26 protein-coding genes are annotated in these 25431 nt (G+C 64.9%); 10 read left to right on the top strand and 16 right to left on the bottom strand.

Annotated features, from left to right (window positions below):
- Nucleotides 1–8 precede the first annotated feature (8 nt).
- The gene (gene glsA, locus CVM73_RS10205; protein WP_100231869.1) at nucleotides 9–1856 is read left to right on the top strand and encodes a glutaminase A; all 1848 of its coding nucleotides are present in this window, start codon (nucleotides 9–11) and stop codon (nucleotides 1854–1856) included.
- Between the two features lie 106 nt (nucleotides 1857–1962).
- Here glsA and CVM73_RS10200 read toward each other — a convergent pair whose 3' ends face one another.
- From CVM73_RS10200 to CVM73_RS10135, 14 genes are all read right to left on the bottom strand, one after another.
- Entirely contained in the window at nucleotides 1963–2265 is a 303-nt protein-coding gene (locus CVM73_RS10200) for a nucleoside triphosphate pyrophosphohydrolase family protein (protein WP_167406753.1), read from the bottom strand.
- Nucleotides 2266–2290: 25 nt separating this feature from the next.
- Nucleotides 2291–2818: a carboxymuconolactone decarboxylase family protein gene (locus tag CVM73_RS10195; RefSeq protein WP_100231867.1), complete on the bottom strand. Its 528-nt coding sequence runs from the start codon at nucleotides 2816–2818 to the stop codon at nucleotides 2291–2293.
- A gap of 490 nt (nucleotides 2819–3308) precedes the next feature.
- Complete coding sequence (locus tag CVM73_RS10190; RefSeq protein WP_100231866.1) at nucleotides 3309–3668, bottom strand: Zn-ribbon domain-containing OB-fold protein; 360 nt, start codon at nucleotides 3666–3668, stop codon at nucleotides 3309–3311.
- Entirely contained in the window at nucleotides 3665–4801 is a 1137-nt protein-coding gene (locus tag CVM73_RS10185; protein WP_100231865.1) for a thiolase family protein, read from the bottom strand. The genes CVM73_RS10190 and CVM73_RS10185 overlap by 4 nt, the downstream gene beginning before the upstream one ends.
- A 154-nt stretch (nucleotides 4802–4955) precedes the next feature.
- Nucleotides 4956–6155 (bottom strand): CaiB/BaiF CoA transferase family protein, encoded by a 1200-nt coding sequence (locus tag CVM73_RS10180; protein ID WP_100231864.1) that lies wholly within the window; start codon nucleotides 6153–6155, stop codon nucleotides 4956–4958.
- 126 nt (nucleotides 6156–6281) lie between these two features.
- Nucleotides 6282–6488 (bottom strand): hypothetical protein, encoded by a 207-nt coding sequence (locus CVM73_RS10175; protein WP_100231863.1) that lies wholly within the window; start codon nucleotides 6486–6488, stop codon nucleotides 6282–6284.
- Nucleotides 6489–6685: 197 nt separating this feature from the next.
- Nucleotides 6686–7855, bottom strand: a complete 1170-nt coding sequence (locus CVM73_RS10170; protein ID WP_100231862.1) for an acetyl-CoA acetyltransferase — start codon at nucleotides 7853–7855, stop codon at nucleotides 6686–6688.
- Nucleotides 7856–7915: 60 nt separating this feature from the next.
- Entirely contained in the window at nucleotides 7916–8566 is a 651-nt protein-coding gene (eda, locus tag CVM73_RS10165) for a bifunctional 4-hydroxy-2-oxoglutarate aldolase/2-dehydro-3-deoxy-phosphogluconate aldolase (RefSeq protein WP_100231861.1), read from the bottom strand.
- Nucleotides 8567–8590: 24 nt separating this feature from the next.
- Nucleotides 8591–9559, bottom strand: a complete 969-nt coding sequence (locus tag CVM73_RS10160; RefSeq protein WP_100231860.1) for a sugar kinase — start codon at nucleotides 9557–9559, stop codon at nucleotides 8591–8593.
- A gap of 24 nt (nucleotides 9560–9583) precedes the next feature.
- Complete coding sequence (gene denD / locus CVM73_RS10155; RefSeq protein WP_100231859.1) at nucleotides 9584–10570, bottom strand: D-erythronate dehydrogenase; 987 nt, start codon at nucleotides 10568–10570, stop codon at nucleotides 9584–9586.
- Between the two features lie 65 nt (nucleotides 10571–10635).
- Nucleotides 10636–11562 (bottom strand): carbohydrate ABC transporter permease, encoded by a 927-nt coding sequence (locus CVM73_RS10150; RefSeq protein ID WP_100231858.1) that lies wholly within the window; start codon nucleotides 11560–11562, stop codon nucleotides 10636–10638.
- Nucleotides 11555–12472: a carbohydrate ABC transporter permease gene (locus CVM73_RS10145; protein WP_208639190.1), complete on the bottom strand. Its 918-nt coding sequence runs from the start codon at nucleotides 12470–12472 to the stop codon at nucleotides 11555–11557. The genes CVM73_RS10150 and CVM73_RS10145 overlap by 8 nt, the downstream gene beginning before the upstream one ends.
- A 100-nt stretch (nucleotides 12473–12572) precedes the next feature.
- Nucleotides 12573–13892: an ABC transporter substrate-binding protein gene (locus CVM73_RS10140; protein ID WP_100231856.1), complete on the bottom strand. Its 1320-nt coding sequence runs from the start codon at nucleotides 13890–13892 to the stop codon at nucleotides 12573–12575.
- Nucleotides 13893–13944: 52 nt separating this feature from the next.
- Nucleotides 13945–15012, bottom strand: coding sequence for an ABC transporter ATP-binding protein (locus tag CVM73_RS10135; RefSeq protein WP_100231855.1), 1068 nt, complete (start codon nucleotides 15010–15012; stop codon nucleotides 13945–13947).
- A 202-nt stretch (nucleotides 15013–15214) separates the two neighbouring features.
- Here CVM73_RS10135 and gntR point away from each other — a divergent pair, with 202 nt between their 5' ends.
- From gntR to CVM73_RS10105, 6 genes are all read left to right on the top strand, one after another.
- Nucleotides 15215–16315, top strand: a complete 1101-nt coding sequence (gene gntR, locus CVM73_RS10130) for an HTH-type transcriptional regulator GntR (protein WP_100231854.1) — start codon at nucleotides 15215–15217, stop codon at nucleotides 16313–16315.
- Nucleotides 16316–16438: 123 nt separating this feature from the next.
- A complete protein-coding gene (locus CVM73_RS10125; RefSeq protein WP_100231853.1) occupies nucleotides 16439–18268 on the top strand; it encodes an IlvD/Edd family dehydratase in 1830 nt (609 codons plus the stop codon).
- 164 nt (nucleotides 18269–18432) lie between these two features.
- Nucleotides 18433–19164 (top strand): SDR family oxidoreductase, encoded by a 732-nt coding sequence (locus tag CVM73_RS10120; RefSeq protein ID WP_100231852.1) that lies wholly within the window; start codon nucleotides 18433–18435, stop codon nucleotides 19162–19164.
- A 17-nt stretch (nucleotides 19165–19181) separates the two neighbouring features.
- Entirely contained in the window at nucleotides 19182–19928 is a 747-nt protein-coding gene (locus CVM73_RS10115; RefSeq protein ID WP_100231851.1) for an SDR family NAD(P)-dependent oxidoreductase, read from the top strand.
- A 30-nt stretch (nucleotides 19929–19958) separates the two neighbouring features.
- The gene (locus tag CVM73_RS10110) at nucleotides 19959–21128 is read left to right on the top strand and encodes a serine hydrolase domain-containing protein (RefSeq protein WP_100231850.1); all 1170 of its coding nucleotides are present in this window, start codon (nucleotides 19959–19961) and stop codon (nucleotides 21126–21128) included.
- Between the two features lie 3 nt (nucleotides 21129–21131).
- Nucleotides 21132–21524 (top strand): GFA family protein, encoded by a 393-nt coding sequence (locus CVM73_RS10105; RefSeq protein ID WP_100231849.1) that lies wholly within the window; start codon nucleotides 21132–21134, stop codon nucleotides 21522–21524.
- Between the two features lie 8 nt (nucleotides 21525–21532).
- On the opposite strand, the gene CVM73_RS10100 is transcribed toward CVM73_RS10105, so the two are convergent.
- On the bottom strand, nucleotides 21533–22432 hold the full coding sequence (locus tag CVM73_RS10100; protein WP_100231931.1) for a DMT family transporter: 900 nt from the start codon (nucleotides 22430–22432) through the stop codon (nucleotides 21533–21535).
- Nucleotides 22433–22519: 87 nt separating this feature from the next.
- Here CVM73_RS10100 and CVM73_RS10095 point away from each other — a divergent pair, with 87 nt between their 5' ends.
- From CVM73_RS10095 to CVM73_RS10085, 3 genes are all read left to right on the top strand, one after another.
- Nucleotides 22520–23386 carry a LysR family transcriptional regulator gene (locus CVM73_RS10095; RefSeq protein WP_100231848.1) on the top strand — a complete coding sequence of 289 codons (867 nt, stop codon included), beginning with the start codon at nucleotides 22520–22522 and terminating at the stop codon, nucleotides 23384–23386.
- Between the two features lie 77 nt (nucleotides 23387–23463).
- Nucleotides 23464–24144 carry a site-2 protease family protein gene (locus CVM73_RS10090; protein WP_100231930.1) on the top strand — a complete coding sequence of 227 codons (681 nt, stop codon included), beginning with the start codon at nucleotides 23464–23466 and terminating at the stop codon, nucleotides 24142–24144.
- 62 nt (nucleotides 24145–24206) lie between these two features.
- Entirely contained in the window at nucleotides 24207–24629 is a 423-nt protein-coding gene (locus CVM73_RS10085) for a hypothetical protein (RefSeq protein ID WP_100231847.1), read from the top strand.
- Here the strand turns inward: CVM73_RS10085 and CVM73_RS10080 are convergent.
- Nucleotides 24617–25429 (bottom strand): energy transducer TonB family protein, encoded by an 813-nt coding sequence (locus CVM73_RS10080; protein WP_100231846.1) that lies wholly within the window; start codon nucleotides 25427–25429, stop codon nucleotides 24617–24619. The genes CVM73_RS10085 and CVM73_RS10080 overlap by 13 nt on opposite strands.
- Between the last annotated feature and the right edge of the window lie 2 nt (nucleotides 25430–25431).

Genomic DNA, 25431 nt, shown 5'->3' with positions numbered 1-25431 from the left:
GTGCGGCGATGAAGCCGCTACTGCCCGCCGCCACCGCCTGGACCCGCTCGAAGCCGCCCTTGCTGCGGTTTCTGGACAATTGCCTCAGCGAATTCTCCGCCGAGACCTCGGGCCATGTCGCGGACTACATTCCCGAGCTGAGCAAGGCCGACCCTGCCTATTTTGGCATCAGCCTGGCGACGCTGGACGGCCATGTCTATGAGGTCGGCGACAGCCGGGTGCCCTTCACCATCCAGTCGATGTCCAAGCCCTTCGTGTTCGCGCTGGCGCTGGACCTGCTCGGCGCAAGCAAGGTCGAGAGCGCGATCGGCGTCGAGCCCTCCGGCGACCCCTTCAACTCGATCCGGCTCAATTCCGAGAACCATCCGTTCAACCCGATGGTCAATGCCGGCGCGATCGCCTGCACCGGGCTGATCTATGACAGCAAGGGCGCGGAAGCCTTCGAGCAGATCCGCCTTGCACTCAGCCGCTTTGCAGGCCGCGACCTTGCGGTCGACGAGGCGGTCTACAGTTCGGAGAGCCAGACCGGCGACCGCAACCGCGCCATCGGCTATCTGCTGAAGACCAACGCGGTGATCTCGGACAACGTTGCGGCGGTGCTTGACGTCTATTTCCGGCAATGCGCCGTGCTGGTCACCGCGCGCGACATCGCGGTGATGGCGGCAACCCTCGCCAATCGCGGCATCAATCCCGTCACCGGCGAGCAGGTGCTGAGCGCTTACGCGATCTCGCGCACGCTGTCGGTGATGACATCCTCGGGCATGTACGACTATGCCGGTGAATGGATCTACCGGATCGGCATTCCCGCCAAGAGCGGCGTCGGCGGCGGCATTTTGGCCGCGCTCCCTGCCCGGCTCGGCCTCGGCAGCTATTCTCCAAAGCTCGACAAGCATGGCAACAGCGTGCGCGGCATCAAGGTCTGCGAGGCGCTGTCGTCGCATTACGATCTGCACATGCTCAACCGCAGCGACGATGTCCGCAACGCCGTCATCGCCGATTACGACATCGGCAAGAGCCCGTCGCGCCGCGTGCGCCGGCCGCAGGAGCGCGAGATCCTCGCCGCGCATGAGCAGGAGGTGCGGATCATCGAGCTGGTCGGCACGCTGTCGCTGTCGGCGGTCGACTACGTCTCGCGCCGGCTCGCCGGCCGGCCGCGGCCGCAATTCGTGATCTTCGACCTTCACCGCGTGACCTCGACCACACGCGCCGGCGCACGACTTGTGGCGGAGGCCTTCGAGGAATTGGCCGCGCTGAATGTCACGGTGGTTTTGTCAGGCGTTCGGCGCGCGTCGAAGGAATGGAACAGCTTGCGCGAATGGACCGCCGAGCTGAAGAACGTCCGCGACTTCTACCTGCTCGACACCGCGATCGAATGGGCCGAAGATCAGATCGTCTACCGCTATGGCGGCTCGATCGATTTTCACGAGACCACCGAGCTTGCCGAGCAGCCGCTGCTGGCAGGGCTGAGCCAGGAGGAACTGACCGATCTTACCTCGCTCTGCACCATCAGGACCTATCAGTCCGGCGCGAAGATTCTTGCAACCGGCGATCCTGCCGATGCCCTGTATTTCCTGCGCAGCGGCGCGGTGCACGTCGCCTTGCCCGACGGCGTACGGCTGGCGACACTCACCGCCGGCATGGCGTTCGGCGAGATGGCGCTGCTGGAGCCGACCCGCTCCGCCGACGTCTTCGCCGACATGGCGGCAACCGCATTCGTGGTGCCACTGAAGGATTTCGAGCGCTTCCGCAAGCAGCACCCGCGCGCCAGCGAATGCATCATGCGCAACCTGGCGCAGCTGCTGGCCGATCGCCTGATCGTGGCCAATGCGAAGGTGGATATTCTGACGTCGATGTAGTGGTTGGCATTCATGCACATGAGGCCGTCATGCCCGGGGCTTGTCCCGGACAAGCCCGGCCATGACGCTGCGGGGACAGTCAGTGCCCCAGCATACACCTCTTGTTCTAGCGACTTGCCGCTTCGCTGATGCGTCGCCTGATCTTGGCGGCGCTAGCCTTGAGCAATTCGGACGGCTGCTGGCCCGTGGCGGCGCACAGGCAGGCCCAGTAGTAGATGACATCGCCGAGTTCTTCGACCAGACCCGCTTTGTCGAGCCAGTCGTCGCGCAAGAGCTTCTTGATGTGCTCGGCGACCTCGCCCGCTTCACCCGCAAGACCAAGCCCGAGATAGGACAGCCGCTCATTCGAGGGATGCTCATCGACTTTCGCAATGGTTGCGGCCCAGGCCGCATATTCATCGATCGTCATGACCATCCCTCACAGCGGCTTCGGATCAGCCCACCACTTCGGTGACAGGCTGAAGATCAATCTCGAATGTCTCCAGGAACTTCGACGTCATGATGTAGAAGCCGACCGAGAGCTGCAATTCGACCAATGCGGCCGGTGTCAGCTTCGACGCGATCGCCTTGAAGGTCGCGTCCGTCGGCTTCTTCAGCTTCACGATCTCGTCGGTGAAGGCGAGCGCAGCGCGCTGCACCTCATTGAAGCAAGATGCGGCCTGCCAGTTCTCGAGCGCCTCGTTCTGCGCGTCGGTGACGCCGACATTCTTGCCGATCCGCTTGTGCGCGACGATCTCGTACGGAGCCTCGCACAAGATTCCGGTGCGGGTAATCGCGAGCTCGCGAACGACGGGATCGAGCTCGCCCTTGTGCCTGATCGCGCCGCCGAGACGGCAGTATTGCTCAAAGTAACTCGGCGAATGCGCCATCATCCGGAAGATGTTGGCATGACGGTTCTTGTCGAGGATTTCGCGGGTGCGGTCGGATGCCTTGGACGGGTCGCTGTACTGAATGCGGGCCATGATTTTCCTGAAGTTTTCCCTGACGTTTCTCTTGGCTTTTGATGCTTGTTGTCGCCATCGGCGAAGGTTCCCAAAGACTCTATTCGCGCGTGGACGCAGGAGCAACATCATCGAGTCAAATTGCCGCCGCATTGCTGATCGAACCTGACACAGTCGATATTCGCTGCGTGGGGACAAGTCGCGGCGAATACTCGCAAGGGGTGTTCCGAGTAAAACAATTGGCCGTCGGGTGCGCAGTGCGCGCAACGATGAGTCACGCCCAAGTCTAGGGAGAAAAGGCATGAAGGAAGCCACCAAGGGGGCGGCCTCGGGAGCGCTCGCGCATATGCTGGCGGTGACGGCGATGCTCGTCATCGCCAGCATCTTGTTCTACGGGCGTTAGTTCGAGTTTTAGCGTTTCCGTCATTCCGGGGTGGCCCTCGCACAGGCCAAGCCCAGAATACCCGTTCCAGGCTCGGTCCCTTGGACCGCCCCCGAATGACGGATCCCACTATTTCTGTTTGGCGAAGAACGGCACCAGCTTGCCGGCAAAGGGCTTGAAGCTCGCAATGACCGAATCGCCGATGGCGAGGTCATTCTCGCCATGGGCCATCATGCGAAAACCCTCGGCACAATCGACCAGCAGGATGTTGTAGGGCACGTGCGTGCGCGTCTCGGGCGTGGCGGCGCGGCAGACCAGGGAGGTCGCGTATACCCTGCCCTTGCCGCTGGCGCGCTGCTCGCGCGGGCCAGATGCACCGCAGGCCGCGCAGAAGGAGCGATGAAAATACTGCACGTGGCCGCAGGAGGCGCAGACCTGGTAGGTGATGGCCGCTTCGCCCTTGGTCCAGTCGGCCAGACGCTCGCTCATCGCACCCGCTCCAGGAACATGCTCACGTGAGACGACAGCACGCCACCGTCGCCGTGCAGCAATGCTATCGAGGCATCGCGCACCTGCCGGCTAGCCGCCCGCCCCGTCATCTGCAAATGCGCCTCGACCAGATGCGCCATGGCGCCGCCGACGCCGCAATGGCCGTAGCTGAGCAGGCCGCCATGGGTGTTCAGCGGCATCGCGCCGTCGCGGCTGAAATGGCCGGCGCGCACGCGCGCGGCCGCCTCGCCGCGGCCGGCAAGGCCGAGGTCTTCCAGCAGCATCGCGAGCGTGATGGTAAAGCTGTCGTAGATCGCGGCATAGCGTACGTCTGATATCGCAAGGCCCGTGGCTTCCCTGGCGCGCGCGATGGAGATCTCGGCGCCGAGCTCGCTGAGGGCGGGGGCGGCCGTGACATGTTGATGGGTATGCGCCTGGGCGCAGCCGCGGATGCGAACCCCCGCTTCCCCGGTCCGCTCGCGGCTGATGACGAACGCCGCGCCACCGTCGGAGACCGGGCAGCAGTCGAGCAGCTTGAGCGGCATTGCGACCGGCTTGGAGGCCATGACCTCGGCGACCGTGATGGGGTCATGGAATTGCGCGCCCGGATGGGTGCAGGCGTGGGCGCGCATCAGCACCGCGAATTCGGCGAGGTCCTCTTCGGTCACGCCGTATTCGTGCATGTAGCGCGTGGCGACGAGGCCGTAATAGGCGGGAATGGTCGGACCCAGCGGCACCTCGTAGTCGGGGTGGCCTACTTGCGCCAGCGCCTGGATCGAGGCGTCGCGGCTCTGCCCGGTGAGGCGGTTCTCGCCGGCGACGACGAGCACATTGCGCACGACGCCGGCTTCGACGAGGTGATGGGCGAGCATGGTCATCGCAAGGCCCGTGGCGCCGCCGACCTGCACGGCGTGGGCGTAAGACGGGCGGATGCCAAAATGCTCGGCGAAAACCGTCGCAAGCATGATGTGCGGCGACACGGTCGAGTAGCCGCAGAGAATGCCGTCGATCTCGCCACGTTTCAGCCCGGCATCGTCGAGCGCGGCTTGCGCGGCCTTGCTCATCAAGTCGAGCGAGGACGAGCCTTCATGCTTGCCGAACGGCGTGAGGCCGACGCCGGTGATGAAGCTCATGGTGCTATCTCTCCGCTGTCATTCCGGGGCGGCCCGAAGGGGCGAGCCCGGAATCCATCGCGCGTCATGTGCGGAGGATAAATGGATTCCGGGCTCGCGACTTTGTCGCGCCCCGGAATGACGGATGAGAGAGCCGTTTTCATCACTGCTCCCCCTACTCCGGCGCCGCGCGCGTGACGCCATCGCGCACCATGGCGGCGATCTCGTCGGCGGAATACCCGACCTCGCGCAAAATCTCCGCGCCGTGCTCGTTGAGCCGCGGCGCCAGCCGCACCGGCTCGGCCTCGGTCTCGGACCAGCTCGCCGTCACCTTCATGCTGCGGATCGGGCCTTCGGTCGGATGGGTGACGACCGGGAAGAAGCCGGTCGCCTCCAAATGCTCGTCGTGCAGGATCGAGGCGAGATCGTGCATCGGCATCACAGGCACGTCGGCCTTGGTCAGCAGGTCGATCCACTCGGCCGTGGTACGCGTCTCGAAGATGTGGGCGAGCTCGGCGTAGACCACGTCGATATTGGCGGCGCGGCCGGCGAAGGTCGCGAATTTGGGGTCGGTGCGCAGGTCGTCGCGCCCCGTGGCCTTGAAGAAGTTCTCCCACTGCTTGTCGTTATAGACGATGACGCTGAGATAGCCGTCCGAGGTCTTGTACGGCCTGCGGTCGCGCGAGAGGTGGCGGGCATAGCCGCCCTTGTCGAGCGGCGGCTCGTAAGTGAGCCCGCCCATGTGGTCGCCCATGACGAAGCCGGCCATGGTCTCGAACATCGGGATGTCCAGACGCTGGCCGCGGCCGGTGCGGTCGCGGTGCACGAGGCTGGCACAGATCGCCCCGACCGCGGTGAGGCCGACGATGCGGTCGACCAGCGCATTCGGCACGTAGCGCGGCACGCCGTCGCCGGTCTGCGCCATCAGCGCCGGCAGCGCGGTGGCGCCCTGGATCAGATCGTCATAGGCGGGTTTTGCCGCATACGGCCCGTCCTGGCCGAAGCCGAACACGCCGGCATAGACCAGGCGCGGGTTGATGGCGGAGACGACATCGTAGCCGAGCTGCAGCCGCGCCATCGCCTGCGGACGAACGTTGTAGACCAGCACGTCGGCGTCCTTGAGCAGCCGCAACACGGCTTCGCGCCCCGCAGGCTTCTTCAGATCGAGGCAGATCGAGCGCTTGCTGCGGTTGGTGTTGAGGAACACCGGGCCCATGCCGGCGTGTCGCATCGGGCCGATCAGGCGGGTGACATCGCCGTCCAGCGACTCCACCTTGATGACGTCGGCACCGTAATCGCCGAGCATCTGGGTCGCATAGGGCCCCATCAGCACGGTGGTCATGTCGATGACCTTGATGCCCTTCAGCGGCCCCATCGTTCGCTCCCGATTGCGCGGGGCTCAAGGCATGGCCCGCGATTTCGGTCCAGCTAACGGCAGTGCCGCCGCTCGCGCAAGGGCGGGCAGCGTATGGCGGCATGCGCCGCGCGGCGATATCGTCTACTATTTCTTCTGACGGGATTCCCGGATCTTCAGGAGCCGGTCGAGCTCTTCATTCTGCTGGCTGATCCGGTCGGCGATGCGCGACTCGTTCTGCTCGCCCGAGGCGGCAGCGGCCTGCTCGATGAGCTGGCGAATATTGTCCTCGAGGATCGCGATGCGATCGTTCAGCGCGTCCATCGACAGCGAGTCTTCGTAGTCATTGCCCATGATGCATTTCCCGCAAAATCAATCAGAGCATTAAGGAGGCCGCGGGGGCCTGCCATGATCTAACGCAAAGAACTTAATGCGTATGATGGGTTAGCCGAAGGCGTAACCCACCTCTTACGCACTGAGGTCGAAGTGGTGGGTTACGCCGCGCAAACTGCACTTTGCGCAGTCGCGGGGCTAACCCACCCTACGAGAGGCTACTTCAACGGCTCCAGGATGGAAACGTAGTTGGCGACGGCAGCACCGCCCATGTTGAAGATGCCGCCGAGCTTGGCGTTCTTGAGCTGCATGCCCTCGGGCGCCTGCCCTACGAGCTGCATCGCGGTCATCACATGCATGGACACGCCGGTGGCGCCGATCGGATGACCCTTGGCCTTGAGGCCGCCGGACGGATTGACCGGCAGCTTGCCGTCCTTGAGGGTCCAACCTTCCTTGATGGCGCGGGCACCCTGCCCCTTCGGCGTCAGGCCCATCGCTTCGTACTCGATCAGCTCGGCGACGGTGAAGCAGTCATGGGTCTCGACGAAGGAGAGATCGGACAGGGTGACACCGGCCTTCTCCAGCGCGCGCTGCCAGGCGACCGTGCAGCCCTCGAACTGGAGGATGTCGCGCTTGCTCATCGGCAGGAAGTCCTGGGCGTGCGCGGTGGCGCGGAAGCCGATCGACTTGGTCATGCCCTTGGCGGTCTCGGCATCGGCCAGCACCAGCGCCGCGGCTCCGTCGGAGACCAGCGAACAGTCGGTGCGCTTCAAGGGACCGGCAACGTAAGGATTCTTCTCGCTCTCGGCGCGGCAGAAGTCGAAGCCGAAATCCTTGCGCATCTGGGCGAAGGGGTTGGCGACGCCGTTCTTGTGGTTCTTGGCCGCGATCAGCGCCAGCGCATCGGACTGGTCGCCGTATTTCTGGAAATAGGAACTGGCGATCTTGCCGAACACGCCGGCGAAGCCGCCGACGGTGTCCCCGTCCTCGGGCAGGTAGGACGCCTTGAGCAGGTTCTTGCCGATCTCGGCGCTAGGCGTGCGCGTCATCTGCTCGACGCCGACGACCAGCACGATCTTGGCGGCGCCTGCGGCAATCGCGCGCAGGCCCTGGTGCACGGCGGCAGAGCCGGTGGCGCAGGCGTTCTCGACACGGGTCGCCGGCTTGAAGCGCAGCTTCGGATCGGCCTGGAGCACCAGCGAGGCGGTGAAATCCTGGGGCGAGAAGCCGGCATTGAAATGCCCGAGCACGATCTCGTCGACGTCGGAGGCGGAAATGCCGGCATCCGCCAGCGCCTCGTTGGCGACGCGGGTGACGAGGCTTTCGACGGTTTCGGTGTCGAACTTGCCGAACGGCGTATGCGCCCATCCGACGATGCTGGCGGTCATGGTCATTTCTCCCTGGAGGTCTCTTCCTGAGCTAAGTCTTAGCCCAGGGATGGCAAGACTTCACGCGGCTTTCAGGGCCTTGAGGGTGCGCTGGCAGATGGCAGTTATGCCGGCCCAGTTCCCGGCCCGGATCTCCGCCGTCGGGCACAGCCAGGAGCCGCCGACCGCCACCACATTGGGCTCGGCCAGCCAGGTCGCCGCATTGGCCTCGCCGACCCCGCCGGTCGGGCAGAACCGCACGTTCGGGAACGGCCCGCCGAGCGCCCGCAGGCCCTTGATGCCGCCGGCCTGCTCGGCCGGGAAGAACTTTGCGACGTCGAAGCCGTAGGACAGCGCCATCATCAGCTCGGAGGCCGTGGCAATGCCCGGCGCGAACGGCAAGGAGCTGTCGGTTGCGGCCTTGAGCAGATCAGGGGTCAGGCCCGGGCTGATGCCGAACGCAACGCCGAGCTTCTCGACCCGGGTGAAGTCGGCCGGATTGAGGATCGTGCCGATGCCGACGACCGCCTCAGGCACCTCGGCCATCACCGCCCTCGCGGCCTCGATCGCAACGGGGGTGCGCAGGGTCACCTCCAGCGTGCGGACGCCGCCGGCGACCAGCGCACGCGCCAGCGGCACGGCATCCTGGATGCGCTCGATGGTGAGGACGGGAATGACGGTCGCGTCCTTGAACAGCGCGACGAGGTGATTCTGTTGGGCAGTCGTGGTCATGGGGCTCTATTTCATTTGGTCGCTTTACTTGGTGGCCTGGCGAGAGGCCGCCGGCCGGTGCCGCTTCCTCGGCGGCATGGCATAGCCTGGAATGATGGCGCCGGGATAGCAGATCACGATGCTGGCGAGCCGGTGCCCGGCTTGGGCGGCCTCCACCGGTTCCGCGCCGGCGAGCCGGGCGGCAATGTACGCGGCGGCGAAGCTGTCGCCGGCGGCGGTGGTGTCGACCACGGGCTTGGTCATGGGCTCGGCGCGGACCTCGTGGGTCCCCCCCGGGAAGCGCAAGAGGCTCACTGGCTCGGCGAGGCGGAACACCAGCTCCGGGGTCGGGATGCGCGCCATCAGCTGCTCTTGGCTTTCGCCGGGATAGAGCGCGAGCAGGTCCTCGGTCGAGGTCAGCACGATGTCGGCGGCTGCGAAGGCCGCGGCAAAGACCTCGCGCGCGACGTCGCGATCCGGCCAGCCGCGGGCGCGGAAATTGGTGTCGAACACGAAGCGGGTGCCGAGCAGGCGCGCGCGCTTGATCGCCGCGAACAGGCGCTCGCGCCCGGCCGCATCGTAGATCGAGAGCGTGATGGCGGAGAGATAGACGATGTCATAGCTCATCAGCGAGTTGAGCAGCTCGTCGGTCTCCGGCAGGCTCATCAGCTGGCGCGCCGCCGCGCTGTCGCGCCAATGGAAGAACTGGCGCTCGCCCTTGGCATCCAGCTGGATCATGTAGAGGCCGGGCAGCTTGCCGGCCAGCCGCACGACGCGCCGCGTGCCGACGCCCTCCGCATGCCAGGCCGCGATCATCTCATCGCTCAGGGCGTCGTCGCCGAGCGCGGTGAGATAGTCGACCTTGACCTCGAGCCGCGCCAGGTAGACGGCGGTGTTGAGCGTATCGCCGCCGAAACCGCGCGAGTACAGGCCGCCGCCCTGCCCGGCAGACGCGCCTCCTTGCGCCTGCCGGAGCTCGACCATGCATTCGCCGATGCAAGCAACGCTCGCCATCACCAGGGCCCGCTCAGTCAGAGGTCAGGCGACGAAATTGCCACCGAGCTCGTCTTCGATGTGAATGCGGATGATATCGTCGAAAGTCTTCTCGGCGGTGGTGAAGCCGAGCTCGCGCGAGCGCTTTGCATCGAAATTGCGCGGCCAGCCGCCGACGATGCCGACGATGAAGGGATCCGGCTCCCGCTTGATGCGGGCCGCGACCTTTTCACCTGCAACCCGCTTCAACGCGGCGATCTGCTCGCCGACCGTGGCCGACAGGCCCGGCATGGTCAGATTGCGGCGCGGGCCGACCGTGGCGAGATCCATGGTGCCGGCGTGCAGCAGGAAGCCGACGGCCGAGCGCGGCGTGGCGTGCCAATGGCGGACATCCTCCGACACCGGGAGGATCGCCTCCTTGCCGGCGAGCGGCTCGCGCAGGATGTTGGAGAAGAAGCCCGAGGCCGCCTTGTTGGGCAGGCCCGGCCGGATGCAGATGGTCGGCAGGCGGATGCCGATGCCGTCGAGGAAGCCGCGGCGCGAGTAGTCGGCGAGCAATAGTTCGCCGATCGCCTTCTGGGCGCCGTAGCTGAGCAGCGGCGTGTGGAAGAACTCGTCGCCGATCGCATCCGGGAACGGCGCGCCGAACACCGCGATCGAGGACGTAAACACCACGCGCGGCTTGTAGCCGCCGCCAACAAGCCTGACCGCGTCGAGCAGCATCCGCGTGCCGTCGAGATTGATGCGATAGCCCTTGTCGAAATCGAGCTCGGCCTCGCCGGAGACGATCGCGGCGAGATGGAAGATCACGTCGGGGCGGCCGGCGATCAGCTTCTCGGCCGCGCCCGGCACGGCGAAATCGCCCGAGACGGTCTCGACGGGGAAGCCGGCCTGCTCCGGCTTCTTCGGCTCGACCACGTCGTGCATGGTCAGTTTGGTGATGTCGCTCTTGCCGAGCCGGCCGTCGCGCAACAGCCGTTCACAGAGCTTGCGGCCGACCATGCCGGCGGCACCGAGAACCAGAATGTGCAAGAGCTCAACTCCTTCTTATTGGCCGCAGCGCGCCGCTCCTGACGCGCCCTCGGCAAGCCCCGCGATCATTCCTTCACGGCGCCGGTCATCGCCGACACATAATGCTCCACGAAGAAGGCGTAAAGGATCACGAGCGGCAGCGAGCCGGCCAGCGCGCCCGCCATCAGCGAGCCCCAACGGTAGATGTCACCGTCCACGAACTCGTTGACGATCGCCACCGGCACCGTCTTGTTGCTGGTCGACTGCAGGAACGTCAGGGCGTAGATGAACTCGTTCCAGCACAGCGTGAAGCAGAAGATGAAGGCCGAGATCAGGCCGGGAATGGCGAGCGGCACGACGATCTTGATCAGGATCTGCCAGCGGCTCGCCCCGTCGATCAGCGCGCATTCCTCGAGCTCGAACGGGATGGTCTTGAAATATCCCATCAACAGCCAGGTCGAGAACGGGATCAGGATCGTCGGATAGGTCAGGATCAACGCCAGCGGAGAGTCGAATAGACCGTACTGATACACGACGGTGGCGAGCGGGATGAACAGGATCGAAGGCGGCACGAGATAGGCGAGGAAGATCAGCCCACCGACGAGATTGGCGCCCTTGTAACGCAACCGCACGATGGCATAGGCGGCCAGCACGCTCGCAAAGATCGAAAGCACCGTCGCGCAGACGGCCACGTACATCGTATTCCAGAGCCAGTGCGGGTAGTAGCTCTCGAACAGCAGCTTGTGGAAATGCTTGAACGTCGGGCTCCAGGTCCAGAACGGGCTGTAGGTCTCCATGTCGAGCAGTTGCTCGTCCGGTTTCACCGAGGTCAGCGCCATCCAGTAGAACGGAAACAGCAGGATCACGACGATGATCGCGAGCGGCAGGTAGAGCGTCACGATCCGCCGCGGCACCGACTGCAGATAGCTCATGCCTTCGCTGTGATCGGCCGTCGGCGACGAGGCGGACAATACGGCCTTGAGATCGATGGATCTGGTGGGCAGGTCAGTCATTGCTTTCTCCCTGCTGCCACTTGCGGCGCTGCAATCCGAACCACGAAATCATGATGGCCGCGAGCAGGAAAGGAATCATGGCGCTGGAGATTGCGGCACCCTCACCCAGCTGCCCCGCAATGATCGCGCGCTGATAAGACAGGGTCGCCATCAGGTGCGTCGCGTTGACCGGACCGCCACGTGTCATCGCCCAGATCAGCTGGAAATCGGTGAAGGTGAACAGCACCGAGAAGGTCATCACGACAGCGATGATCGGCGTCAACAGCGGATAGGTGATGTAGCGGAAATTCTGCCAGCGCGTTGCGCCGTCGAGCGTTGCGGCTTCATAGAGCGACGGCGAGACGGTCTGCAGCCCCGCGAGCAGCGTGATCGCCACGAACGGAACGCCACGCCAGATGTTGGCGAAGATCACGCAAATTCTGGCCCAAGTGGTGTCGCCGAGGAAGTTGATGTTCTGGTTGATCAGGCCGAGATGCTTCAGCGACCAGGAGATGATGGAGAATTGCGAGTCGAAGATCCACCAGAACGCCAGCGCCGAGAGCACCGTCGGCACGATGAAGGGGATCAGCACCATCGCGCGCAGCATCGCCTTGAACGGCATGTTCTCGTTCAAGAGCAGCGCGAGATAGAGCCCGATCGCGAATTTGAGGGCGCTGGCGACGAAGGTGTAGAGCAGCGTGTTGAACACCGACAGCCAGAAGATGGAATCGTCCCACAGCCACTCATAGTTCTCGGTGGCGACGAAGTGCCCGACCCTGCCGATGCGGGTGTCCGTGAAGGACAGCCAGATGCCGAGCCCGAGCGGATAGGCCAGGAAGAAGATCAGGAAGGCCATGGCCGGCACCATGAACCAGAAGCCGAGCCAGTTGCGATTGTGTTTGAGCTGGATCCAGGCGCTGTCCTCGCTCATCTGAGGCTTGGCCCGGGGAATTGCGACATCAGCCATGCCCGATATCCCTGATCGAAATGTTGACGAGCGGGCGGCCGGAGGGCCGCCCGCCCCGTGACTGTCAGCGATAGATGCGCTTCAGCTGGCGCTCGGCTTCCGCCATCGCGCCCTTCACATCCTTGGCGCCGGTGCAGTAGTTGGCGAACATGTCGACGACGATGAAGTCGGCGATTGCAGTCGCCGCCTTCTCGCCGACCGTGCCGATGCCGGACGCCGGCAGCGTGCGCTTGGAGGCCTGCGAGAACACGGCGTTCTTGGGATCAGCCGTCCAGATCGGCGCCGACTCATAGGCGTTCAAGGTCTGCGTCAGATAGCCCTGCGCGCCGTCCAGCCACTTCTCGTAGTTCTCCTTCTCCAGCATGAAGGCGACGAAGGCCTTCGCCGCGTTCGGATATTTGGTGAAGTTGAAGGCGAGGATCGGCAGCGCCAGCTGCAGCTCGGTCGGCTTGCCGACCGGACCGACCGGCCAGAGCGCGTGATAGGTGTCCGCGGTAAGCTCCTTCTTGCTGGCATCCGTCTTGGCGGCGACGTAGATCGAGATGCCGTTCGCCGTGCAATAGAGCTCGCCGGCGAGGAACGCCTTGTTGTTGGAGGAGTCGTTCCAGGACGCCGTGCCCGGGATGAAGCTGTCGTACAGCGCCTTGGTATATTCCAGCGCCTTCGCCGTCTCCGGCGAATTGATGATGATCTTGTCGTTCTGGTCGACCGTGTAGGCGCCGTGCCCCCACAGCACCCAGTGCAGCCACGAATTGCCGTCGCCCGAGGCATGCCCGAGCGCGAAGCCGGCGGGCGTGTTGTTCGCCTTCAGGGCCTTGCACATCTCGAGGAAGCCGGGGAAGTCCTTCGGGAATTCCTTGAAGCCGGCCTTGTCGAGCGCCGATTTGCGGTAGGTCATGTAGCCGCCGTTGGTGGCGACGGGGATGCCGAGCCAGTCGTTGCCGAGCTTGCAGGTCTTGGCCGCCGCATCGGTCCAGCCGCCGTATTTCTTGCCGAGATAATCGGCGACGTCGTTCATCTTCAGCACTTTGGTGGGGAAGAGCTGCGGCAGCGTGTGCAGACCCCAGGCGAGATCGAGCCCGGAGCCGGTATTGGCCGCAACCGAGGCCTTCGGCTGCACGTCCTCGAAGGATTCGCTGAACACGTTCATCTCGGTGCCGGTGGCAGCCTTGAACGCCGCAACCATCGCGTTGAACGCGTCGTCCTCCTGCGGCACGAAGCGCTTCCAGCGCATCACGGTCAGCTTGGCGCCGGGCTCGGCCTTCCAGGGCGCGCTCTGCGCCCAGGCCTTGGCGAAGTCGAACAGTGCCGGCCCGGTCAGCATGCCGGTCGCGGCCAGTGCCGTTCCGCCCTGAAGCAGAGACCGGCGGGAAAAGTCTTGCATGTCGTCCTCCCTGTGATGCTTTTTGTTGTCTTATGCTTTGTCGTCTTGCGCGCTAGGCATTCATGCGCTTGCCCGTCGCATCGTCGAACAGATGTACCAGCGACGGATCCGGCTTCAGCCGGACCTTGTCGCCCGGATTGAACTGGTGACGCTCGCGGAAGACGGCAACGACCTGCTCGCCGCCAAGCTTTGCGAACACCTGCGTCTCCGAGCCGGTCGGCTCGACCACGATGATCTCGGCCTCGGCACCATCGTCGGCGATGGTGAAATGCTCAGGCCGCACGCCATAGACGGCGGGACGGCCGTCGGAGGCCGTCGGCGCAGTCTTGAGCGGCAGCTTGACGCCGTTCGGTCCCTCGAAGGTCGCAACGCCGTTGACGCGCACATGACCCTTGAGGAAGTTCATGGCGGGCGAGCCGATGAAGCCGGCCACGAACTGGTTCTCCGGCTTGTCGTAGAGCTCGAGCGGCGTCCCCATCTGCTCGACGATGCCGTCATGCATGACGACGATCTTGTCGGCCATGGTCATGGCCTCGATCTGGTCGTGGGTGACGTAGACGGTGGTCGTCTTCAGCCGCTGGTGCAGCTCCTTGATCTCGGTGCGCATGGCGACGCGCAGCTTGGCGTCCAGGTTCGACAGGGGCTCGTCGAACAGGAAGACCTGCGGATCGCGCACGATGGCACGGCCCATGGCGACGCGCTGGCGCTGGCCGCCGGAGAGCTGGCGCGGATAGCGGTCGAGCAGCGGCGACAGCGCGAGGATCTCGGCGGCGCGCTTGACGCGCTTGTTGATCTCGTCGGCGCCGGCATTCCGCAACTTCAGCGAGAAGCCCATGTTGTCCGCGACCGTCATGTGCGGATAGAGCGCGTAGTTCTGGAACACCATCGCAATGTCCCGCTCCTTGGGCTGGACATTGTTGACGACGCGGTCGCCGATCGAGATCGTGCCGGAGGTGATGTTCTCGAGGCCGGCGAGCATGCGCAGAAGCGTCGACTTGCCGCAGCCGGAGGGGCCAACCAGGACGACGAATTGGCCATCCTCGATCGGAATCGTCACGCCGTGCAGGACTTCAAAATTGCCGAACGATTTCCGCACGTCGCGGATTTGCACAGACGACATCTAGCTCCCTCCTCGAAAGTCCACGACGCCCCTAAGCGCCGCGACCGTCTTGTTCTTCAGACTTCACCGAACGAAGCCCGATCTTAGCGGGCGACATTGTCGGTAGTTTGTGCGGTTTTGGCAATTTGTCTTTGGTTAGTCGTTGCTGGTAGCGCTGTCAACGTTCCTTTGTTTGCGGGACCGACTGTGTTAAGAGCAGCAAATGGGTCGAAAACGCACCAAGTCAGGCAAAATCCGGCTGGCCGAAGTGGCCGAGCTCGCCGGCGTCAGCCCGATTACCGCGTCCCGCTTCTTCCGCAACCCGGAGGCCCTGTCGGTCGCCAAGCGGACGCGGGTCGAGAGCGCCGCCAAGGAGCTCGGCTATGTGCCCAACCTTGCCGCACGCGCACTCGCCTCGCAACGCACCGAAGTCATCGGTGTATTGATCCCCTCGCTCACCAATAACGTGTTTTCGGACGTGCTGCGCGGCATCTATGACGCGTCCGAAGGCAGCCGTTACTCGATCCAGTTGTCGAACACGCGCTACAGCATTCTCCAGGAAGAGAAGCTGCTGCGCCTGTTTCTGGCGCAGAAGCCGGCCGGGTTGATCGTCACCGGCATCGACCAGACCGCGGAGTCCCGCGCGATGCTCGAAGCCGCGGACTGCCCGATCGTGCAGATCATGGAGACCGGCCCCGATCCAGTCGACATGATGATCGGCTTTTCGCACTATGATGCGGCCCGCGCAGCGATCGCGCATCTGTTCGAACAAGGCCACCGCAGAATCGGCTTCGTCGGCGCACGCATGGATCCCAGGGTGCAGCGGCGGCTGGACGGATATGTCTCGGCGATGAAGGACGCCGCATTGTTCGATCAGCGCCTCGTCGTCACGACGGCCACACCGACTTCGGTGACGCTTGGCGGAGCGCTGTTCACCGATCTCCTGGCGCGGGAGCCCGAGATCGATGCGGTGTTCTGCGCCAATGACGACCTCGCGCTCGGCGTGCTGTTCGAATGCCGGCGCCGGGAGATCGCAGTCCCCGGGCAGATCGCGATCGTCGGCTTCAACGACCTCGAATTCATGGCCTCCGCCGTCCCCACCCTCACCAGCGTCCGCACCAACCGCTACGAGATGGGCAAGACGGCTGCCACCATGCTGATCGAGGCGATCGAGGGCCGGCGCCCGGAGCAGCCCGTGCTCGATCTCGGCTTCAAGGTGATCGAGCGGCAAAGCTCGTCGGCGCGACGTTCGGACAACAGGCCAGGCGTTTCCGGCGCGGGGGCGGCGAACAAAATGATAGCGTTACCAAGCAGCCACGACTAGTATCGGACTCGTGAGGAAACGACCCGCCAGCGGGAAGGCAGATCATCGCTCGCGCCGTTGGGGCATCGCACATGCCGACACCATGAGACGGACGCCAGTGCGTTTGCATTGCAGGAGAAACCAATGACAAAGAAACCAACCAATGGGCAAGCCGCCGGCAGCAACGGTACTCGCCGCCATCTTCGCTCGCAGGAATGGTTCAACAACCCGCACAATCCGGGCATGACCGCGCTCTATATGGAGCGCTATTTGAACTACGGTCTCACCCGCGCCGAGCTTCAATCCGGCAAGCCGATCATCGGCATCGCCCAGACCGGCAACGACCTCTCCCCCTGCAACCGCCACCATATCGAGCTCGCCCACCGCGTCCGCGAGGGCATCCGCGAGGCCGGCGGCATCGCGATGGAATTCCCCACCCACCCGATTCAGGAGACCGGCAAGCGCCCGACCGCGGCGCTCGACCGCAACCTCGCCTATCTCGGCCTGGTCGAGATTCTCTACGGCTATCCGCTCGACGGCGTGGTGCTCACCACCGGCTGCGACAAGACCACACCGGCCTGCATGATGGCGGCGGCCACCGTGAACCTGCCCGCAATCGTGCTGTCGGGCGGCCCGATGCTCAACGGCTGGCACGCCGGCGAGCGCACCGGTTCCGGCACCATCGTCTGGAAATCGCGCGAGCGGCTCGCGGCCGGCGAGATCGACTATGAGGAGTTCATGGAGATCGTGGCTTCCTCGGCGCCCTCGGTCGGCCACTGCAACACCATGGGCACCGCCTCGACCATGAACGGGCTTGCCGAAGCGCTCGGCTTCTCGCTGCCGGGCTGTGCGGCGATTCCCGCTCCCTATCGCGAGCGCGGCCAGATCGCCTATGAGACCGGCAAGCGCATCGTCGAGATGGTCTGGGAAGACCTCAAGCCCTCGGACATCCTGACCCGCAAGGCGTTCGAGAACTGCATCGTGATCAATTCGGCGATCGGCGGCTCGACCAACGCGCCGATCCACATCAACGCCCTCGCCCGCCACATCGGCGTCGAGCTGTCGATCGAGGACTGGCAGAAGGTCGGCCACGACGTGCCGCTCTTGGTCAACATGCAGCCGGCCGGCTTCTATCTCGGCGAGGAATTCCACCGCGCCGGCGGCGTGCCGGCCGTGGTGCGCGAGCTGATGAAGCACAAGCGCATCCATGAGGACGCGGTCACGGTCAACGGCCGCGGCATCGGCGAGAACTGCGCCAACGCGCCGGTCCCCGACAACGACGTGATCTGGGCTTACGACAAGCCGCTGGTGAAGGACGCCGGCTTCCTGGTGCTGAAGGGCAATCTGTTCGATTCCGCGATCATGAAGACCTCGGTGATCTCCAAGGAATTCCGCGACCGCTATCTCAGCAACCCGAAGGACCTCAACGCGTTCGAGGGCCGCGCCATCGTGTTCGAGGGTCCCGAGGACTACCACGAGCGGATCGACGATCCCTCGCTCGACATCGACGAGCGCTGCGTGCTGTTCATCCGCGGCACCGGACCGATCGGCTATCCCGGCGGCGCCGAGGTCGTGAACATGCAGCCGCCGGCGGCGCTGATCAAACGCGGCATCCTGTCCCTGCCCTGCATCGGCGATGGCCGCCAGTCTGGCACATCAGGCTCGCCCTCGATACTCAATGCTTCGCCGGAAGCCGCCGCCAATGGCGGTCTCGCGATCCTGAAGACCGGCGACAAGGTACGCATCGACCTCAACAAGGGCAGCGCCAACATCCTGATCTCGGACGAGGAGCTGAAGAAGCGCCACGCCGAGCTCAAGGCCAATGGCGGCTTCAAGCATCCGCCGAACCAGACGCCGTGGCAGGAGATCTATCGCAACACCGTCGGCCAGCAGTCGACCGGCGCCTGCATGGAGCTCGCCACGCGTTATCAGAACGTCGCCGGTGCGTTTGGCGTGGCGCGGGATAATCACTGAGCTAGGCACACGTAGCCCGGGTGAGCGAAGCGACACTCGGGACATCCCGTTCCCGGATGTCGCGCTTGCGCGCTCATCCGGGCTACGGCACTTTGCACCATGGATTCCGGGCTCGCGCCAAGCGGCGCGCCCCGGAATGACGAACTCACAAGGAGAACAAGAAAATGGCAGACCGCCTCAAGGGAAAGCGCGCCGTCGTCACGGCTGCGGCAGCAGGCATCGGGCGCGCTTGCGCGATCGCATTCGCGCGTGAAGGCGCGACCGTCATCGCCACCGACATCAACGAGGCCGGGATCGCTGGCTTGACCAAGGAAGGCATCGCCGAAGTGGCCAAGCTCGACGTCCGCAACACCGCCGACGTCAACGCCTTTGCCAAGCGCGTCGGCAAGATCGACATCCTGCTCAATGCGGCCGGCTTCGTGCACCACGGCACCATCCTGGAGTGCTCCGAAGAGGATTTCGACTTTTCGTTCGACCTCAACGTCAAGTCGATGCACCGGACCATCAAGGCGTTCCTGCCCGAGATGATTGCGGGCGGCGGCGGCAGCATCGTCAACATCTCGTCCTGCGCGGCCTTGAGGCCGCCGGCGAACCGCTACGTTTACAGCTCGTCGAAGGCGGCGGTGTCGCTGCTGTCGCGTGCGGTTGCGCTCGACTTCATCACCAAGGGCATCCGCTGCAACTCGATCTGCCCCGGCACAGTCGAGACCCCCTCGATGCTCGACCGCGCCGCAGCGCAAGGGCCGCAGGGCAAGGAGATGTTCATCTCCCGCCAGAAGATGGGCCGGCTCGGCACTGCCGAGGAGATCGCCGCCATGGCGGTCTATCTCGGCAGCGACGAGAGCGCCTTCACCACCGGCGTCGACCTCGTCGTCGACGGCGGCTACATGCTCTGACGCCAGAGGCTTCCGGCATGAACAAGATCGATCTCAACGGCCGCGTCGCCATCGTCACCGGCGGCGCGCAGGGCTTTGGTCGCGCGATCACCCAGCGCCTCACCGCCTCCGGCGCCAAGGTCGCGATCTGGGACTTTGACTCGACGTTGGCCGAGAAAACCGCAAAGGAGATCGGCGGCGAAACAAGGGTCTTCAAGGTCGACGTCACCGACACCGCCGCTGTCGAAGCGGCCCGCGATGCGACGCTGGCCGCGTTCGGCAAGATCGACATCCTCGTCAACAATGCCGGCATCGCCGGCGTCAACAAGCCGGTCTGGGAGACCGATCTTGAGGAATGGCGCAAGGTTCTGCGCATCAACCTCGACGGCCCCTTCATCGTGAGCAAGGCGATCGTGCCCGCGATGCTCAAGCAGAAATATGGGCGCATCGTGAACATCGCCTCGATCGCCGGCAAGGAAGGCAATCCGAACGCGGCGCACTATTCGGCCTCCAAGGCCGGCCTGATCGCGCTGACGAAGTCGCTCGGCAAGGAGCTCGCCGCCCATGACATCCTCGTCAACGCGGTGACACCGGCGGCCGCGAAGACGGCGATCTTCGACCAGATGACGCAGCAGCATATCGACTTCATGCTGTCGAAGATTCCGAAGGGCCGCTTCGTCCTGGTGGAGGAGCTCGCCGCGATGGTGGCCTGGCTCGCGTCCGAAGATTGTGCCTTCTCGACCGGCGCGGTGTTTGATATTTCCGGCGGACGGGCGACCTACTGAAGCACTGGCCGCCCCTGCTAGGGGCGGACCATGCAGCGTGGACGTGATTTTGGGCGTCGGGAGTTCGTGAAGCTCGCGGCGGGCGCAGGCGCGCTGCCGCTGCTGTCGTCGACGACACTCGCGCAGCTCGCACCCAGCCCGCCGAGTATCCGCCCGCCCTCGCCGGCCGAGCGCGGCGCCATGGCACGGCTGGCACACAGCTTCATGGACAAGTACGGCGTGCCGGCAATGTCCGTCGCGATCGGCTATGCCGGCACTGTTGTCCATGAGGACGCCTTTGGTCTTGCCGATATCGAGCGGAATGAGGCCGTGACGCCGCGGCATCTGTTCCGGATCGCCAGCGTCAGCAAGATGATCACCTCGGTCACGATCTTCCGCCTGATCGAGGAGAACCGCCTCAAGCTGACGGACCGCGTGTTCGGCCCAGGCGCGCTGCTCGGCACCGATTACGGACAGCCGCCCTACTCTGCCGGCATCGACCAGATCACGCTCGAGCATCTCTTGACCCACACCGCCGGCGGCTGGAGCAACGACAACCGCGATCCCATGTTCTCCCATCCGCGGATGGATCATGCCGAGCTGATCGCCTGGACGCTCGCCAATCGGCCGCTGGACCGACCGCCGGGCCAGCACTACGCCTATTCCAATTTCGGCTATTGCGTGCTCGGCCGCGTCATCGAGAAGCTCACCGGCAAGCCCTATGCCGAGCATGCCCGCGGCGAGGTGTTGGCGCGCTGCGGCATCAGCGACATGACGATCGCCGGCAACACCCGCGAGCAGCGCCAGGCCGGCGAAGTCGCCTATTACGGCCAGGGCGACAATCCCTACAGCATGAATGTCCGGCGGATGGATTCCCATGGCGGCTGGATCGCGACGCCGGCGGATCTCGTGCAGTTCATGATGCATGTCGACGGCTACACGAGACCGGCGAACATCCTGCGGCCGCGCACCATCCAGGTCATGACCACCGCGCCCAGCTACAGCCCGGACTACGCCAAGGGTTTTTGCGTCAACAAATTGGACAATTGGTGGCACAATGGCAGCCTGCCGGGCACGAGCACGATTGCCGTGCGCACCCATGGCGGCTTCTGCTGGGCCGCCTTCACCAACACCAGACGCAGGAATTCCGACATGGATGGCGATCTCGACAATCTGAACTGGAACATGGCGCGCCAGGTCGGCGAATGGCGGGTGGCCTGAGCCATGATCCGGGAAGGCGGCTGCCTGTGCGGCGCGGTGCGGTTCAAGGCGGAGGGCGAGCCGCTCAACGTCCGCATCTGCCATTGCCGCATCTGCCAGAAGGCGATGGGATCGCCCTACTTCGCCCGCGCGCAGTTCGACCAGCGCGCGCTCACCGTCGAGGGCGAGACCGCCCGCTATGCGTCGTCCGCAAACATCGACCGTGTGTTCTGCAAGCAGTGCGGCACGCGCCTGTTCGCCTGGCGTCGCAATGGCACGCTGGCGGGCGTGGCGCTGGCCACTTTCGACGATCGCAACGCCTTCGCGCCGACCGAGCACATCTGGGTCTCGGAAAAGCTGGCGTGGGTGAAACTCGACGATGGCCTGATACAATATCAGACGACTATCCCGACGTGAGGTCGCGATTAACCTGAGGCGCCAGCCGCCTCGATGCGGCGTCCCGTCGTCGTCGCGATCCAGATCCCGGCAAACACCGCAATGATGCCGGCCGCCAGATTCCATCGCAGCGGTTCGTTGAGCAGCCAGGCGCCAACCAGCGATGCCGAGATCGGGTTGACCGTCACCGAGATCGCGACGCGCGTCGGCGTCGTCCGCTCCAGCGCGAAGGCCCAGAGATAGAAGGTCAGCGCCGCGCCGAAGGCACCCAGATAGAGGGTTCCCAGCCACTGCGGCATGCCGAAGCCGGCGACGGGCGCAAAGCTGCCGCAGACATGCGAGAGCAGGATGAGGCAGGCCGCACCCGCCGCCATGCTCATGGTCGTAAAGGCGATCGGACTGGAGCGCCGGATCAGCGGCTTCGACCAGATGCCGTAGAGCGCCATGCACAGCGCCGCCGCCATCATCAGGAGATCGCCGCGCCAGGCGCCTGAGGGTGCCGAGGCGAGGTCGGAGAGCAGCGCGACCGCAACGCCGGACGTCGCGATCACGACACCGATCGACTTGCGCCAGGTCAGGACTTCGGCGCCGAGAGCGGCGCCGATCACGAGCGACAACAGCGGAAGCGTCGACAACGCAAGCGCGCCGCGCGCGGCGGTCGTGAAGATCAGCGCCGCGTTGAACAGGATCGGGAACAGCGCGAAGAAGAGAGTGCCGAGTCCGATGGCGGCAACCCGGTCCCCCCGCTTCGGCCAGCGATCGCCGCGCAGCAGCGTCAGGGGCAGCAGCAGGACAAAGCCGATGCCGAACCGGAATGCGCCGATCGCGAGCGGATCGATGCTCCCCACGAGATAGCGCGTGGCACCGATCGATGTCCCGCCCAGCGCACTCGACAACACGGCGGCAAAAACGCCAAAGATCTCGCCCACGAATCCTCCCAACGACTTTGCGGGCAGCATAGGAGGCGCGCCGAAACGGGGAATGGAATTTCCGTCATGTCAGGATAAGTTTTCGTCATGACCTCGCCCGATCTCGACCCCGACCTTCTGAAGGCCTTCCTCGCTGTTGCCGAGCATCGGTCATTCACGCGCGCGGCCGCGATACTCAATCGCACCCAATCGGCGGTGAGCGTCCAGATCAGGCGTCTCGAAGAACGGCTGGACGTCAGGCTGTTTCACCGCACGAGGTCGGGCGTGGCACTGAGCGCGGCGGGTCAGGAGCTGCTTGGCTATGCAAGACGGCTTCTGGACCTCAGTGCAGAGACGGTCGATGCGCTCCGCGCGCGCAAGCGTGAAGCCGTGGTCCGCCTCGGGGTGATGGACGATTACGGCACGATCGTCGTTCCGCCATTGCTGGCGCAGTTCGCCAAGAGCCGTCCGGAGATCCGGGTCGAGATCGAGACGGGGCTGACCGCCACGATGCCGGCCCGGCTCGGCGAGGCCTACGACCTTGTCATTGCCATGCATCCGGCAGGACACGGCGATGGCGAGCTGCTGCGGCGCGAGCAGGCGGTCTGGGCCGCAGCCGCGTCATACTCAGCCGGAGCGCCGCACGACATGCTCCCCCTCGCGCTCTATCCGCCGGGCTGCCTATTCCGGCAATGGGCGGCCGACGCCCTCGATGCCGCCGGCCGCCCGTGGCGGCTCGCCTTCGTCAGCCGGAGCCTCGCGGCGGTGGAAGCGATCGCGGCCCAGGGCCTCGCGATCACGGTCGTGAAGGCGGGCACCCTGCCCCCTCGCCTGCGCGTCCTGTCGGAGCGCGACGGCCTGCCGCCGCTGCCGGCCGCGGACATCCGCCTCCATCGCGCGCATAACCTGTCGCGTCCGGCGGCACTGCTGGCGGATCATTTGCAACGGGCAATTTCGGAATCGGGTGCCATATAGGGGTAGATCGTGAAGGGTTGTGGCCCTATACGGCCTGCTTTGCGAAGCGCGCGGGCCGAACCGGAACGGATGAGCTGGTGAATATTTCGATTTATGATCTCTCAGTCTGGGTGCTCCCCCTCGTGCTCGCCATCACCTTTCATGAGGCCGCACACGCCTTCGTCGCGGACCGGCTCGGGGACAACACGGCTTCGCAGCTCGGGCGGGTCAGCTTCAACCCTGTCAGGCACATCGATCCCTTCGGCACGCTGATCCTGCCGGCGATGCTGCTGTTCGCGCATTCGCCGTTCCTGTTCGGCTATGCCAAGCCGGTGCCGGTGAATTTCCGCAAACTGAAAAACCCCCGGCTCGACATGGTCTGGGTAGCGCTGGCCGGTCCCGCCACCAACATCCTGCTGGCGCTCGCGGCGGCCCTCGCCTTCCATGCCCTGCCCCTGGTGCCCGCGAACTCGGCGAAATGGGTCGCGGACAATCTCAAGAATGCCCTCATCATCAACGCGATCCTGGCCGTGTTCAACATGATGCCGATCCCGCCGCTCGACGGCGGGCGCGTTGCGGTCGGGCTGCTGCCCCGCCCCCTCGCCGTGCCGCTGGCCCGGCTCGAGCCGTTCGGTATGCTGATCCTGATCGGCCTCTTGATCCTGCTGCCGCTCGCAGGCTCGCAGTTCGGTCTAAATCTTGATGTTATTTCAGCAATACTGCGAACGTTGACCGGTTATGTGATTCAGGCTGTTCTCTTCCTGACCGGCAACGCGTAGTTGAACGTAACGTCCGAACCCACGCCTAAGGGCCAGAGGCCGACTTGGTCAAAGCTGCCGATATGCTGATCGCGCGACGCGCCGACACCCGCGCCCGCGCCGATTTTGCCACCTGGAAGATGATGGCCAAGCTCAACGGGTTGTCCGCGCTGCCTCCGGAGGCCCAGGAGTTCCTGGCGAGCTATCAAAACCTGCTGGCGCAGATGAGCGAGGGCGAGGCCACCGAGGCCACCATCGGCGCGATCTACAAGGCCTATTATGTCGAAATGGGCGGCGCTGGAACGCCGCCCGATGTCCGCCCCCGCCAAGCCGAGCCGGCCGCGGACAATGTTACCGCCTTCCGCCGCCCGGCCCCGAAGCCGAAGACGGCCGCCTCCTTCGGAGCGTCGGCATTCGCTGGAACCCAGAAACGGCCGCTCCCGGTGGCGCTGATCTTCGCCTGCCTGGTCGTGGTCTATGTCGGAATCCGGCTCTACTGGCGCTGAGCCGTCTTTTTCTTCTTCGCATCCGGCGGGGTGAAGATGATGTCGACGGTCCGTTCGAACCGGTCCTCGGTCAATCCGGCAGGCGGCTGCGGGATCGGATCGGACTTGCGGACGATCGACACCGCCGCAGCATCGTAGGCTGCATCTCCCGACGATTCCGCGACATCGACCGACAGCACGTTGCCCTTCCGGTTGATCGCGAAGCTCACCTTGACCTTCTGGTTATTGGGCTGCTTGCCCTCCGGATTGACCTTGTGAGCCGCGAGATGCGCGCTGATCTTGCGGTTCCAGTCGGCCGTGATCTTCAGGATGTCCTTGCCAAGCCCGAGCACCGGCGCCAGGGCTTTCTCGGCTTCGCGCGCGTCTTCATCGAGCGTCTGCCGCGCCGTTGCAACCGACTTCGGCGATGCCTCGGCCGCGGGAGTTTCGACAGCCTGAATCTTCGGATCGTCTTCCGTCGGCTTCTTCGTGTTGTTCTCGGTCACGACGCGGTCGGGATCCTCGACCTCCTGCGACTGGTCCTTCGGAAGCTCCGTCTCCTTGGTCTCGGCCTTCTGCTCGGGAAGCGCCTGCTGCTCCTGCATCGCTTCGCTATCGGGCCCAGGCGGCAGATCGGTATCGGGCACCTTGGGCGAAGCCATCTCGACCGCGAACTCGGCTCCGGCCGCGCCGAGACCGTCGCCATCGTCGTCGGCGCGCAAATGGGCCAGCGCGAGCGCAGCCCCACCCAGATGGAGCGCGAGCGCCGCCACTGCCGCCAAGATCCAGAGCCTCCGGGATGGTCTGAGTTCGTTCGACATGG

The sequence above is a fragment of the Bradyrhizobium forestalis genome (assembly GCF_002795245.1).
GTDB lineage: Bacteria > Pseudomonadota > Alphaproteobacteria > Rhizobiales > Xanthobacteraceae > Bradyrhizobium > Bradyrhizobium forestalis.
Note: the sequence above shows the minus strand (reverse complement) of the source record. Positions and strands in the feature narration are given on the sequence as shown.